The sequence below is a fragment of the Chitinivorax tropicus genome (genome assembly GCF_014202905.1).
In the GTDB taxonomy this organism is placed as follows: Bacteria; Pseudomonadota; Gammaproteobacteria; order Burkholderiales; family SCOH01; genus Chitinivorax; species Chitinivorax tropicus.
The window spans coordinates 59,241-72,445 of the sequence record NZ_JACHHY010000018.1 but is presented as its reverse complement, the minus strand read 5'-3'; the positions used below and the strand labels follow the sequence as shown (position 1 = coordinate 72,445).

Annotated in this window: 11 protein-coding genes; 7 read left to right on the top strand and 4 right to left on the bottom strand. The window is 55.7% G+C overall.

Translation table 11 applies throughout. The annotated features are described in order from the left end of the window. Nucleotides 1–80: 80 nt before the first annotated feature. From HNQ59_RS14125 to HNQ59_RS14115, 3 genes are all read right to left on the bottom strand, one after another. The gene (locus HNQ59_RS14125; RefSeq protein WP_184040714.1) at nucleotides 81–1,019 is read right to left on the bottom strand and encodes a 5'-nucleotidase; all 939 of its coding nucleotides are present in this window, start codon (nucleotides 1,017–1,019) and stop codon (nucleotides 81–83) included. Between the two features lie 72 nt (nucleotides 1,020–1,091). Continuing rightward, entirely contained in the window at nucleotides 1,092–2,009 is a 918-nt protein-coding gene (locus HNQ59_RS14120) for an MBL fold metallo-hydrolase (protein WP_184040711.1), read from the bottom strand. Nucleotides 2,010–2,115: 106 nt separating this feature from the next. Beyond that, complete coding sequence (locus HNQ59_RS14115; protein ID WP_184040708.1) at nucleotides 2,116–2,544, bottom strand: hypothetical protein; 429 nt, start codon at nucleotides 2,542–2,544, stop codon at nucleotides 2,116–2,118. 367 nt (nucleotides 2,545–2,911) lie between these two features. Between HNQ59_RS14115 and HNQ59_RS14110 the strand changes: the two genes are divergently transcribed. The 6 genes from HNQ59_RS14110 (at nucleotide 2,912) to HNQ59_RS14085 (ending at nucleotide 10,831) form a co-directional block, all read left to right on the top strand. After that, nucleotides 2,912–6,616, top strand: coding sequence for a nitrate reductase subunit alpha (locus HNQ59_RS14110; RefSeq protein ID WP_184040705.1), 3,705 nt, complete (start codon nucleotides 2,912–2,914; stop codon nucleotides 6,614–6,616). Further along, entirely contained in the window at nucleotides 6,613–8,169 is a 1,557-nt protein-coding gene (gene narH / locus HNQ59_RS14105) for a nitrate reductase subunit beta (RefSeq protein ID WP_184040702.1), read from the top strand. The genes HNQ59_RS14110 and narH overlap by 4 nt, the downstream gene beginning before the upstream one ends. After that, the gene (gene narJ / locus HNQ59_RS14100; RefSeq protein ID WP_221320252.1) at nucleotides 8,162–8,839 is read left to right on the top strand and encodes a nitrate reductase molybdenum cofactor assembly chaperone; all 678 of its coding nucleotides are present in this window, start codon (nucleotides 8,162–8,164) and stop codon (nucleotides 8,837–8,839) included. Before narH ends, narJ begins: the two co-directional genes overlap by 8 nt. 19 nt (nucleotides 8,840–8,858) lie before the next feature. Further along, nucleotides 8,859–9,542, top strand: a complete 684-nt coding sequence (gene narI, locus HNQ59_RS14095; RefSeq protein WP_184040699.1) for a respiratory nitrate reductase subunit gamma — start codon at nucleotides 8,859–8,861, stop codon at nucleotides 9,540–9,542. Between the two features lie 126 nt (nucleotides 9,543–9,668). Further along, nucleotides 9,669–10,415: a peptidylprolyl isomerase gene (locus tag HNQ59_RS14090; RefSeq protein ID WP_184040696.1), complete on the top strand. Its 747-nt coding sequence runs from the start codon at nucleotides 9,669–9,671 to the stop codon at nucleotides 10,413–10,415. 182 nt (nucleotides 10,416–10,597) lie between these two features. Next, nucleotides 10,598–10,831, top strand: coding sequence for a hypothetical protein (locus HNQ59_RS14085; RefSeq protein ID WP_184040693.1), 234 nt, complete (start codon nucleotides 10,598–10,600; stop codon nucleotides 10,829–10,831). Nucleotides 10,832–10,854: 23 nt separating this feature from the next. Here HNQ59_RS14085 and HNQ59_RS14080 read toward each other — a convergent pair whose 3' ends face one another. Further along, nucleotides 10,855–11,682 carry a class II glutamine amidotransferase gene (locus HNQ59_RS14080; protein ID WP_184040690.1) on the bottom strand — a complete coding sequence of 276 codons (828 nt, stop codon included), beginning with the start codon at nucleotides 11,680–11,682 and terminating at the stop codon, nucleotides 10,855–10,857. 1,027 nt (nucleotides 11,683–12,709) lie between these two features. On the opposite strand from HNQ59_RS14080, the gene HNQ59_RS14075 reads away from it, so the two are divergent. Continuing rightward, on the top strand, nucleotides 12,710–13,153 hold the full coding sequence (locus HNQ59_RS14075; protein WP_184040687.1) for a PEP-CTERM sorting domain-containing protein: 444 nt from the start codon (nucleotides 12,710–12,712) through the stop codon (nucleotides 13,151–13,153). Nucleotides 13,154–13,205 lie beyond the last annotated feature (52 nt).

Sequence of the window (13,205 nt, the reverse complement as noted above, 5' to 3'; positions counted from 1 at the left end):
ACCAATCCGGGCTTTCGGCTTTTTTTTGCTGGGTAGGTTTGATCGCCCCTCGCGGTGTCATGGTGCGTAGGCGACCCTGTTCATTCCTCACGCCGCCGGTTGGTCACGCCGAATGGGATGTGTACCGAGGGCAGGGCCGCTGAAGTGGGTTCCAGGTGCAGCCGCTGATCATCAAAGAAAATGTGTGGGCGCATGATCTCCAGCACCCGGCTCTTGGCCACGCCACCCAGGAAAAAGGCTTCATTGACGACAATGCCCCAGCTACGCATGGTGTTGATCACTCGTTCATGCGAGGGGGCGTTGCGAGCGGTGACAATCGATACTCGCAATCTGGGCTGGTAGCTATCGTTGTCGGCAGCGCTTGCCAGTTCCAGTTGTTGAATCTGAGACAGCTTTTTCAGGAAGTCTGCCAAAGGCCCTGGGTTGTGTGGCACATCGACCCATTGTTGCTCGTGCTCGTGAAAGCGGTTGATGTCGTGGGTCTCTTGAAATACCGCTTCCGCTTGGTCATCAGCCAGGACACCATCGAAATCCAATGCAATCCGTAATTCGTGGTCGTCAGGGTCATCCGCGCCGGGAGTAGGCAGCACCTGCCCTGCGGGATAGCCCGCATCCATGGCTTGTTTGACATCTTGCTCGTTGGCGGACAGAAACAAGCTGATATTGAGTGCAGGAATATAGCGATATGGCGAACGCCCTTGCAGGAAGACCGCACGGGTCATGTCCAGACCATGGTGCTTGATGCTGTCCATGACTCGCATGCCGGTATCCGGGTCGTTGCGGGAAAGCAAGATCACTTCAATAGGCGGGTCGTCTGGCCGGATTGCATTGATCGACAGCAAACGTTTGATGAATGGAAAGGCGACCCCTTGTGCCAGTGGGGTGCGCTGGTGCTGTCGTTGATAAGCACGATAGGCGGCTTCGCCCTGCTGGCGGAACACGCGGTCTGAATCCTGCAGGTCGAACAGCGCGCTGGAAGCAAGGCCGATCACCAGTCGGCTATCGAGGTCGTAGGGCATGAGGTTGGTTTCTGGATTGGACAGCCGACATTCAAACATGTACTGTCCGGCTTGGGAAGCGGTGGGCGATGATCAGGGCGTCGCCGGGATTCGGATGCAGTCCAAATCGTTGGCAAACTGCAATGGCCCGTGGTAAGCCTGTCGGATGGCACGCTTGGTTTGCTGCTCCTGGCCTAAGGTACGGCGCATGCGATGCGATAGCACCAATCGGGCGGGCTGGCTGATGGCGGCAATCTCTCCGATGCGCGACGGCGGCATGTGAAGTGCGCGTTCCACGCCTTGGGCTCCTTCAGGCACCGCATTGTGTGCAACCAGCAGGCCGCTGTGCTTGGCCAGGTTTGTCAAGGCCGGGCCATTGCCGTTGGTGTCGCCGCTGATGACGACGGCCCGATGATTCAGATCCACCCGCCAGGCCAATGCAGGCACTGCGCCATGTCCAACTGTCACAGCGGTCAGTTTCAGTGGCGCTTGATTGAATGCCACGGTTGGCGTATCACCATCGGGCAGGATGTCCTGTGGGCGCAGCCGGTAGGGGCTCGCGTCCTCCTGGTCAGTCACAAATCTTGCCAGATAGCGGTAGGCACCTTGCTCCTTGTCGAATAGGGCCTGAGCCCATTCGGTGGTGGCGGGGAAACGGCTGGCACCATCAGGGCCGAACAAGGGCAGGTCTTGATCGCGGTTTTCAAAAAAACCGGCTTTGATGAAGGCGACGATGTCGGCACTATGGTCAGTGTGCAAATGGGTCAGCGCAATCGCTTGCAGGTCTTCGAACCGCGCCCTGGCCCGCCCGAAATTGATTGCGCTGCCTGGGCCGGCATCAATCAATACACGTGCCTTGCCATGATCCCAAACCAGATAGCTGGTCTGAGCCCGACCGGTCAGCTCTGGCCCGCCTGAGCCCAATACCTGAAGGTAGGTGTCATCGGCGGGGCAGGCGATCACCTGTGTGGCGGGTATCAGCATCAGGATACCCAGAAGACAACGTTGCATTTTCCAGACCATGTCAACCAAACCTGGACACTTGGGCCGGTGCGCTGTCAATTAAGTTCACCATGTGATTGGATCGGACTGCCCGAGCGGCTTGCACGGCCATCATCTACAGGATCACCGCCAGGTGGAATTTGCCATTGGCGCCCGACAGATTGTCCAATACATCAATACAGTCAGACAGCTCGTCCAGCAACATGCGCTGTTGCGAGGCGGCCAGCCAGTCCTGCGGGTGGGATTGCAGGTGATCGTGGAGCGCCTTGAGTGTCAACAGCCCGGCATCGGCATCAAACCACTCCATATCATCGACCTGATAGCCGTCATCGTCGTCGGGCTCGTCGTCCTCCTCGTCGGAAAAATCATCAGCCAAGTTGTATTCCATGTCGGTCTGATCTGAAAAGGATGACAACTTGGCCACACCCAACTCGTCGCAAAGCTCGTCGAGATCATCACAATAATCGAACATCAGTGAGTCATCGTCGCTGTCTTCGTTGAATTGGCCATTTTCCAGGGTTTGAATCCAGAAAGTCATGCTCATGGATGGCTCCTTGGTGGCATCTCGAACACACACCATGATAGAGCGGTGTCCGGAAAGAGCAGGTTTCTTATTTGATAATTCAATTGACCCAAAGCTGCAAGCCCGCTGAATGGCATAGGGCCATCGGTTTGGGCCTGTTGATATGGATTGGTGCCAGTTGGGCAGTCCAGAGGTGATTCGTTGCGGGATAGTCCATTCGAACTAGTCGCCCTCCTGAAAACGGCTAGGGTGGGCTAGTGCCAATGCGCTGATCTGTCAGCACTTCTGGTGAATGTTATGTACATGCCGATCCGCATAAGCTTCCAGCATCATCAGTTCGCCCTGGCTTGGCTGCCGGTAGGCGACAAGGATTCTGTCTGGAGGCACAATGAGCCACTTTCTTGATCGTTTGAAATATTTCAGCCGGGTGAAATCGACCTTTTCCGATGGGCATGGCGCCGTCGTGGATGAAGATCGCACCTGGGAGGATGGGTATCGGCAACGCTGGCAGCACGACAAGATCGTCCGCTCCACCCATGGCGTCAACTGCACAGGCTCCTGTTCGTGGAAGGTCTACGTCAAAAACGGCCTGATCACCTGGGAAACCCAGCAGACCGACTACCCCCGCACCCGTCCTGACCTGCCCAACCATGAGCCACGCGGCTGTCCACGTGGCGCATCGTATTCCTGGTATGTGTATTCGGCACAGCGGGTCAAGTATCCGATGATCCGTGGCCGCTTGGCCGAGATGTGGCGCGAAGCACGCAAGACCATGGCGCCGGTTGCGGCATGGGAATACATCAGCCAAGACCCGACTCGCGCAGCCCGCTACAAAAAGGTGCGTGGGCAGGGGGGCTTTGTGCGCTCCAGCTGGGAAGAGGCCAATGAGATCATCGCAGCGGCCAACGCGTTCACCATCAAGAAATTCGGCCCGGATCGCGTCGTCGGGTTCTCACCGATTCCTGCCATGTCCATGGTCAGCTATGCAGCGGGTAGCCGCTACCTGAGCTTGATCGGCGGCGTGCCTTTGTCTTTCTACGATTGGTATTGCGATCTGCCGCCATCCAGCCCGCAGGTCTGGGGTGAGCAGACTGACGTGGCCGAATCGGCTGACTGGTACAACTCGACCTATCTGATGGTGTGGGGCTCGAATGTGCCTCAGACCCGCACACCAGATGCGCATTTCTACACCGAAGTCCGCTACAAGGGCACCAAGACGGTAGCGGTGTCCAGCGACTTTGGCGAGATGGTCAAATTCGGTGACATCTGGCTGGCCCCCAAGCAGGGGACGGATGCCGCGCTGGCTATGGCCATGGGCCATGTGATCCTTAAAGAGTGGCATCTGCCGGGCAAGAGCGATTATTTCACCGGCTATGTGAAGCAATACACCGATATGCCGATGCTGGTGATGTTGAAAAAGCAGGGGCCCAACTATGTGAGTGACCACTTCCTGCGTGCTTCGCACCTGGCGGATAACCTGGGTGAGGCCAATAACCCGGATTGGAAGACCCTGGCCTATGACGAAAAGACCGGCCAGTTGGTGACGCCCAATGGTTCGATCGGCTTCCGTTGGGGACAAAGTGGTAAGTGGAATCTGGAAACCCGCAATGGCAAGGATGGTAGCGAGGTCGATCTGCGCCTGTCGCAGGTAGCTGTTCATGACCAGATCGTCGATGTCGCCTTCCCGTATTTCGGTGGCAAGGATGCCGATGATCTGTTGGTGCGCAAGGTGCCGGCCCGTCTGCTGACCTTGGCCGATGGTAGTGAGGCACTGGTCGCCACCGTCTATGACCTGATGCTGGCCAATTATGGCGTGGATCAAGGCCTGGGTGGTGATGTGCCACGCAGCTACGATGATGATCTGCCCTATACCCCGGCCTGGCAGGAAAAACACACCACGGTCAAACGTGAGCTGGTGATCCAGGTGGCGCGTGAGTTTGCCGAGAATGCTCACCTGACTCATGGCAAGAGCATGGTGATCGTCGGGGCCGCGTTGAACCACTGGTATCACAATGACATGATCTACCGTGGCATCATCAATATGCTGATGATGTGTGGCTGTGTCGGCCAATCGGGTGGGGGCTGGTGCCACTACGTGGGGCAGGAAAAGCTGCGTCCACAGACAGGCTGGGCACCGCTGGCGTTCGCGCTGGATTGGAACCGCCCGAGCCGCCAGATGAACGGAACGTCCTTCTGGTATGCCCACACCAGCCAGTGGCGGCACGAGAAGCTGCATGTGACTGAAATCGTCAGCCCGACTGCCAATAAAGCCAAATTTGGCGAGATGTCACTGATCGACTTCAACGCCAAGTCGGAGCGGATGGGCTGGTTGCCCTCGGCGCCGCAGCTGAGCACCAACCCGTTGGACATTACCGCCGCCGCCGAGGCCGCTGGTGAAGACCCTGTGAAGTACACCGTCAGTGGCTTGAAATCAGGCGCGATCCAGATGTCGTGCGAAGACCCGGACAACCCGGCCAACTTCCCACGGAACCTGTTTGTGTGGCGCTCGAACATTCTCGGCTCCAGCGGCAAGGGGCACGAGTATTTCCTCAAATATCTGCTGGGCACGCAAAACGCGGTGTTCGGTGATGAAGACGATGCGATCAAGCCCACCGAGATCAAGGTGCGGCCTGCCGCAGAGGGCAAACTGGATCTGATGGTGGTGTTGGATTTCCGCATGTCTACCACTTGTCTGTATGGTGACATCGTACTGCCAACCGCCACCTGGTATGAGAAGGACGACCTGAACACGTCGGACATGCACCCGTTCATCCATCCGTTGAGCGAGGCTGTGCAGCCTTTGTGGCAATCGAAGACTGATTGGGAGATCTATAAAGGTATCGCCAAGAAATTCAGTGAGATTGCTGGCGATTACCTCGGTACCCGTAAAGATCTGGTGCTGACGCCGTTGATGCATGATACGCCGTCCGAGCTTGGCCAAGCGCTGGAGCCAAAGGACTGGAAGCATGGCGAGTGTGATCTGATCCCAGGCAAAACCGCCCCTGCGATGACGGTGGTGGAGCGCAATTATGGTGAGACCTACAAGAAATTCACCGCGCTGGGGCCCCTGATGAGCAAGGTAGGCAATGGCGGTAAGGGGATTTCCTGGAATACCCAGCATGAAGTACATGATCTGGCCAACTTGAACAAGGTAGTCACTGAAGAGGGGGTATCGAAAGGGCTGCCAAAGATCGAGTCAGCTATCGACGCCTGCGAAGTGATCCTGACGTTAGCGCCCGAGACCAACGGACACGTCTCGGTCAAGGCCTGGGAGGCATTGTCGAAAATCACCGGGCGGGATCACACCCATCTGGCCTTGCCGCGCGAACATGACAAGATCCGCTTCCGTGACGTGCAAGCTCAGCCGCGCAAGATCATCAGCTCCCCGACCTGGTCTGGCCTGGAAAGTGAAGAGGTCAGCTACAACGCAGGTTACACCAATGTGCATGAGCTGATCCCCTGGCGCACCCTGACCGGGCGGCAGCAGTTTTACCAGGATCATCGCTGGATGATCGATTTCGGTGAGGAGCTGTGTGTCTACAAGCCAGCCATCGATACCAAGACCATCGAGCCAGTGATCGACAAATTAGGTAATGGTAACAAGCAGCTGGTGTTGAACTGGATCACGCCGCACCAGAAATGGGGTATCCACAGTACCTATTCCGACAACCTGCGCATGCTGACTCTGTCACGCGGGGGGCCACATGTGTGGATTTCGGAAGAAGAGGCCAAGGAGGCGGGTATTGTCGATAACGACTGGGTCGAGGTCTACAACGTCAATGGTACCTTGACTGCGCGGGTAGTGGTCAGCCAGCGCGTGCCACGTGGCATGTGTCTGATGTACCACGCCCAGGAAAAGATCGTGAATGTGCCGGGCGCTGAGACATCTGGCTTCCGAGGGGGTATTCACAACTCGGTGACCCGTGCTGTGACCAAGCCCACGCACATGATCGGCGGCTATGCCCAGCAAGCGTATGGTTTCAACTACTACGGCACGGTGGGCTCGAACCGCGACGAATTTGTGGTGTTGAGAAAGATGAAGAAGGTGGATTGGCTGGAAGGCCCCATGGCTGAGGAAGGAGCAAGCAAATGAAGATTCGCGCACAAATCGCCATGGTGTTGAATCTGGACAAGTGTATCGGCTGCCATACCTGCTCGATAACCTGTAAAAACGTCTGGACGAGCCGTGACGGCGTGGAATACGTGTGGTTCAACAACGTAGAAACCAAGCCCGGTATCGGTTACCCCAAGGAATGGGAAAACCAGCAGAAATGGAATGGCGGCTGGCGCCGCCGGGCGGATGGCAAGATCGAGCCTCGTCAGGGTGGCAAATTACGGATTCTCGCCAATATCTTTGCCAACCCCAATCTGCCGGAAATCGACGATTACTACGAGCCATTCACCTACGATTACGAGCGCCTGCAAAATGCGCCCCTGTCGCAGACCCCGCCAACCGCCCGCCCTGTGTCGGTGATCACTGGCCAGAAAATGGACAAGATCGAATGGGGCCCGAACTGGGAAGATGATCTGGGTGGTGAATTCAGCTCGCGGGGCCGTGATGCCTTGTTTGAAGGTGTGCAGAAGGAGATGTATTCGACCTTCGAAAATACTTTCATGATGTATCTGCCACGCCTGTGCGAGCACTGCCTGAACCCGACCTGTGTTGCATCCTGCCCATCCGGCTCGATCTACAAGCGGGAAGACGATGGCATCGTGCTGGTGGATCAGGACAAGTGCCGTGGTTGGCGGATGTGTATCTCCGGCTGCCCATACAAAAAGATCTATTACAACTGGCACACTGGCAAGGCGGAAAAGTGCATCTTCTGCTTCCCTCGGATCGAGGCCGGCCAGCCGACAGTATGCTCAGAGACCTGCGTGGGGCGTATCCGCTATCTGGGTGTGATGCTCTATGACGCAGACCGTATCGAGCAAGCGGCCTCGGTTGCCAATGAGCAGGATCTGTACGAAGCCCAGCTCAAGGTGTTCCTCGACCCGAATGCACAGGAAGTGATCGACGAGGCTCGTCGGCAGGGTATCCCGGACTCTTGGTTGGAGGCCGCACGTAAGTCGCCAGTTTACAAAATGGCCTGCGAATGGAAGGTGGCGTTCCCCTTGCATCCGGAATACCGCACGCTGCCGATGGTCTGGTACATCCCGCCTCTGTCACCGATCCAGGCTGCGGCAGAGGCCGGCAAGATGGGTATGGATGGCTACATACCCGATACCAAGTCGTTGCGGATTCCGGTGCGATACCTGGCCAACCTGCTGACCGCAGGCAAGGAAGCCCCGGTACTGAGTGCGCTGGATCGCATGCTGGCGATGCGTGCCTACAAACGCTCGCAGACAGTCAACAAGCAGGCCGATACGGCGGTGCTCAAGCAAGTCGGGCTGAGCGAGGCGCAGGTAGAGGACATGTACCAGACCATGGCCATCGCCAATTACGAAGATCGCTTCGTCATTCCCTCCAGCCATAAGGAAATGGCCGAAGACAGCTTCAATGAGAAAGGCAGCTGCGGCTTCAGTTTCGGCAATGGTTGCTCTGGCGGTGCGTCAGAAGGCAGCTTGTTCGGCAAGAAGCCACAAGGCAGCGTGATCTTTGTCGATATGCCGAAATCACGTAAGAAGAAGGAGGCTGAAAATGCATGACGCCCAGGAGCCCCGCCAAGGTGTGCTGCACTTTCAGGTGCTCTCTGCCTTGCTGACCTATCCTGGCCCGGAGCTGCTGGCGGCGCTGCCTGAATTGCAGGCTGCCCTGGCTGCCCAGCCAGCGCTGGCTGACAAGTTGACCCCTCTGTTTGACTTTCTGGCCAGTCAGGGTCAAGTAGCGCTACAGGAGAATTACGTCGCAACCTTTGACCGTAACCCCAAACACAGCCTGCACCTGTTTGAGCACATTCACGGTGAAAGCCGCGATCGCGGCCAGGCCATGGTCGATCTGCTGCAGGAATACAAACGTCATGGCCTGTTGATGACGCCAGATGAGCTGCCAGACTATGTTCCGCTGTTTCTGGAGTTCCTGTCTCAGCTGCCTGCGGAAGACGCTGAGCGCTTGCTGGGGGATGCCATTCATGTGCTGGCGCTGATCGGCGACAAGCTGCAAGCCAATGGCAGCCCTTATCACTGCGTGTTCGGCGCCTTGCGGATGTTGACCACGGTAGAGCCCAAGCCACTGGTCGAGCCACCCGTGCGTGACATGGATGAGGCCATGGAAGTGTTCGGGCCTAGCCCGGACGGCGTCGAGCCCCTGCTGAAACCGGGCGTGCAATCAGTGAAGTTCTACCCCAAAGGGCATCGTGTTGGCGCGGTGAGCGGCTGAACGGGTAAAGGAGAAATCAATGGACTACTTTCAACAATTTCTGTTCGGCATCTACCCCTATATCGCAGGGACGATCTTCCTGCTGGGGAGCTTGATCCGCTTCGAACGCGAGCAGTACACCTGGAAAAGTGACTCATCCCAGCTCTTGAAACAAGGTAATCTGCGAGTCGGCAGCATCCTGTTCCATGTTGGTATCCTGGGACTGTTCTTCGGCCATCTGGTGGGGTTGTTGACCCCTGTGGCAGTGTGGGATGCGCTGGGTGTCAGTCATGGTTTCAAGCAAGGCTTTGCCATGGCCATGGGCGGTATTTTCGGCGTATCCTGCCTGATCGGCCTGCTGGTGCTGTTGCACCGCCGTCTGACAGAGCCGCGCATTGCAGCGCAGACCAAGTTTGCAGACAAGCTGGTGATGATCTGGATTCTGCTGACCCTGTTGCTGGGGCTGTCCACTATCCCAGTCTCGGCTGGGCACATGGATGGCCACATGATGGTGGTGCTGATGACCTGGGCGCAGCATGTCGTCACCTTTAAAGGTGGGGCAGCGATGATCGTGCAAAGTGCGCCGTTTGTCTTCAAGCTGCACCTGTTCATGGGTATGTCGCTGTTCGTGATCTTCCCGTTCACACGTTTGGTGCACATTTGGAGCGGCCTGGCATCGGTGACCTATCTGAATCGTGCCTGGCAATTGGTCAGAACGCGGTAAACTGTTGTAAGCCAGCCTTGGGCTCTGTTGACCTGGTTTCGGCGTGAGCCGTGAAACCGCGCCGACAGGGCCTCGCGCCATGTAGCCCTGGGTTGGGATTGATTGTTGAGTTCCGGAGAATCAGACATGGCGATTACCGTCAACGGCGGCGAGATAACAGACGATATGATCGCAGAGGAACTGTTGCGACATGACGATGCCGATAACCCATTACAAGCAGCGGTCTATGAATTGATCCTGCGTAAGCTGTTGCTGGAAAAAGCAACTGAGCTGGCAATCGATGCGGACAACGATGATGAACGCATCGATGCGGTATTGATGAGCCAAGTGACCGTGCCGGACGCGGATCGTGATGCCTGCCACACCTGGTATCAGAATCACCCCGAGCAATTTCGCCAAGGCGAGCTGGCCGAGGCGCGGCATATTTTGTTCCAAATCACCGAGCAGGCGCCACTTGAGCTGCTGAGAGCAACGGCCAGCAGCGTGCTGGAAGAGCTCAAGGCCAATCCAGATCGATTCGAGGCGCTGGCCAAGCAATACTCCAACTGCCCCTCAAGTGAAATGGGCGGCCATCTTGGTCAATTGCAACGTGGGCAGACCGTGCCGGAGTTCGATGCCGTGCTGTTTCGCTTGAATACGGGGCAGTTTGCCGAGCAGCTGGTCGAAACACGGTTCGGTCTACACATTCTGCAGGTCTTGCGGCGCGATGAAGGTCGCATGCTGCCATTTGAGGAAGTGGAATCACGTATTGCACAATTCCTGAACGACTCATCGCTTCGACGGGCAGTCAATCAATATCTGAATCTGCTGGTGGGGCAGGCGGATATCCAAGGGATTGATATCGCTGCGAGTCGCACACCGCTGGTTCAGTAGTCGGGGGGAGCGGCTACACCGCGAACCCCCCTCATGCCGCACAACCTGGTTTCATCAAACGATGTGCTCACAATTGGAGGCGTATCATGGGACGGGAGCTGGAAAGTGTGACCGCGCGGCTGATCGCGGCACAAGGGCAACATGAATATAGCTGTGATTGCAGTAGCTCTGCAGTGAGGCCAATGCAAGTGCCCATCACGACAGCGGGTAATCTGTCGTTACGAGCCATGGCATTGGTATTGAATCGCGACCCGGCTTGCTTGGCCGCTGACTTGCTGGGTGCCGCACTGGCGGATGTACAGGCATCTTGCTCTGCAGACATCCAGAAGCAGATCCGCGCAGCCATGCACACCATTGAGCAGGCGTCGTTACCAGAAAACCAGCCAGGAACGCAGTTTGTGGCGGGTGGCACATAAAGCTGCCTGTCGGCATGAAACCGTCAGGCGGCTGTCTTCGCTGCCTGGCGCCTTGCTTCAAACCAGGTTTCCGGCAGGGTTTGTGCCTGCCAGCAGACCTGCCCATTCATGAACCCTATCATCTGGCCGGGCATCAGGGCTATCCAATTCTCATTGTCCGTCAGCGGTTGGGTGGCAATGATGGCGACCTGATCCTGCTCCGTCGTGACCTCGGCAAAATCAACCGTTACATCTTCATCCAGCAAATGGGCTTTGCAGAACGGCGCCCGCCGAATCAAGTAATGCAGATGGCTGGTGCAATGAACGAACAGCCACTCACCATTGGATAGCATGAAGTTGAAGGTGCCCAACTGGGCCAACTCCCCTGCATGCTGGCTGACTGCCTGAAACAGCACCTCCGCCGATGGCTCTGTATCGAACTGCGCACGTAATTTCTCCAAGATGAGGCAGAACGCCAGCTCACTGTCGGTCGTACCCACCGGCTGATAGGTTTTGCCCACCAGTGTCGGCAGTTTGTCAAGATTGCCATTGTGCGCAAACACCCAATAACGCCCCCATAACTCACGTTGGAAGGGGTGGGTGTTCGCCAGATTGATCTGCCCCTGTGTCGCCTTGCGGATGTGTGCGATCACATTGGTTGACTTGATGGGATAGTGTTGCACCAGCTGCGCAACGGGCGACTCCGAGGACGCGAGATAGTCTCGAAAGACTCGGCAGCCTTTGTCTTCAAAAAAAGCGATTCCCCAACCATCTCGATGCTCATCGGTTCGCCCACCACGGCAGGCAAACCCAGTGAACGAAAAGCAGATATCGGTTGGCACGTTGCAATTCATGCCCAGTAATTGGCACATCACAAACCCTACATTGCAGGTATCAAGAAGTGGTGGATGGAAACATGTGTGCCAAGGAACAGCGACAATCATTTCCTTAGGCTTATATCAGCATATCACGCCGTATCGTGCCTTGCAGTCAAGAGCATGGCAAGCCACGTGTGAACAGGCGCTGAACCATGGTTAAGTGCTGCCGGCAAAGAGCATGCGGTTGGTGGTTGGTAGATTGATTGAGATAAATATTATTTTGATTCAGTTGGTTATGAATTTGTCCGTACCGATGGAGGTGATGTGAATGATGGCGCCTATTGGCTGGCCTGGCCAGTTGCTGCTTTTTCAGGGTGGCCATGTACAGGCAATGAGAGAAAAGCTACAAACATACTACAAAATTACAAATTGATTATATATGAATTATAAGTCGTTGACGGATTTCAGTGGTTTGATGAGTGAAGTGCCGGTATGTATTTTGATATATGTGATTATTTTTATGAGATATTTTAGAATATATGAGTATGGCATTGTGTGTGTTTTATTGGATTCACCACTCTCGACTAACCTGCTTTTTCGGTGTTGATAATTGTTATTAAACAACGTGTTGTTCGTATTTTTTGAAAAATGACAAATGATTTCCGTGTTAAAATCAAGCATAAATCATATGAAAATGTAAAAAAGTCTGAAATCACAAGTATTCTGACATTGGGGTTTTCCCTTTGTGTTTGTGTAATCTGTTGATTTTAAATGATTTTTTAATGATTTGCCGAGGTTATTTTCCAGGTTCACGCGATATCTGAAAGGCGTAAATTGTTGCGGCACGGCAAAAAATCTTGATAAGATGGCCCGGATATTCCATTAGCCTACGCTTTGCATGTGATAGCATTGTGTTGGCATGTTGCGGTTTTCCATATGTGTTGCAGCCTGCTTTGGAGGTTGTGTGTGAGGGGGAGGGTGTTCGATGAGGATGTATATCAGAACTTTTGGACTGTTCCTCTTGTTGGCTGTCTGTAGCGCCCATGCGAGCTCGGGTGTGTTTGGTCGGCTGCCGATATCCATGGTGATTTCGCCAGCGTTGGCTGACGATCGGAGCCAATCTTTTGCATTGGGCCTGCTGGTCGGCGGGACCGTGCATGAGCAGCATGTCAGCCAGCGCAAGGACCGAAGTGCTGCCTTCATCGATGTTATCGATTTCTCCATGGACAGTTTTTCCAGGCTGGGTGCCCAGTTTCTCCCATCTGCTGACCCTGGCAGTCTGGCGCAGCGCAGGCTGGGCCGGTATGACGTAGTAAATCACTTGCTGATTGACATGAGCATGGGCGAACCGCCCAAAGCGTTGTCGGTGGGTGGCTACCATCAGCAAGCCGATGGCTGGATCATCGGTGGGCAAGTTGCCGAGGGGCGCGTTTCGCCGGTGCCGGAGCCTTCGGTCGGGCTGATGTTGTTGGCGGGGCTTGGTGTGGTTGGCTTGGCCATTATGCGTCGTAAGCGCCAGCTTTGATGGGAAAACAAAAATCTTAAATTAAATCTAGTTGGCTACCCTGTGCTGGGTG

Excerpts from the sequence above, each read along its gene's own strand:
- HNQ59_RS14125 (WP_184040714.1), bottom strand. The coding sequence starts at position 1,019 with ATGCCCTACGACCTCGATAGCCGACTGGTGATCGGCCTTGCTTCCAGC.
- HNQ59_RS14085 (WP_184040693.1), top strand. The coding sequence starts at position 10,598 with ATGCAAGTGCCCATCACGACAGCGGGTAATCTGTCGTTACGAGCCATG.
- narI (WP_184040699.1), top strand. The coding sequence starts at position 8,859 with ATGGACTACTTTCAACAATTTCTGTTCGGCATCTACCCCTATATCGCA.
- HNQ59_RS14110 (WP_184040705.1), top strand. The coding sequence starts at position 2,912 with ATGAGCCACTTTCTTGATCGTTTGAAATATTTCAGCCGGGTGAAATCG.
- HNQ59_RS14090 (WP_184040696.1), top strand. The coding sequence starts at position 9,669 with ATGGCGATTACCGTCAACGGCGGCGAGATAACAGACGATATGATCGCA.
- HNQ59_RS14120 (WP_184040711.1), bottom strand. The coding sequence starts at position 2,009 with ATGCAACGTTGTCTTCTGGGTATCCTGATGCTGATACCCGCCACACAG.
- HNQ59_RS14080 (WP_184040690.1), bottom strand. The coding sequence starts at position 11,682 with ATGTGCCAATTACTGGGCATGAATTGCAACGTGCCAACCGATATCTGC.
- narJ (WP_221320252.1), top strand. The coding sequence starts at position 8,162 with ATGCATGACGCCCAGGAGCCCCGCCAAGGTGTGCTGCACTTTCAGGTG.
- narH (WP_184040702.1), top strand. The coding sequence starts at position 6,613 with ATGAAGATTCGCGCACAAATCGCCATGGTGTTGAATCTGGACAAGTGT.
- HNQ59_RS14115 (WP_184040708.1), bottom strand. The coding sequence starts at position 2,544 with ATGAGCATGACTTTCTGGATTCAAACCCTGGAAAATGGCCAATTCAAC.
- HNQ59_RS14075 (WP_184040687.1), top strand. The coding sequence starts at position 12,710 with ATGGTGATTTCGCCAGCGTTGGCTGACGATCGGAGCCAATCTTTTGCA.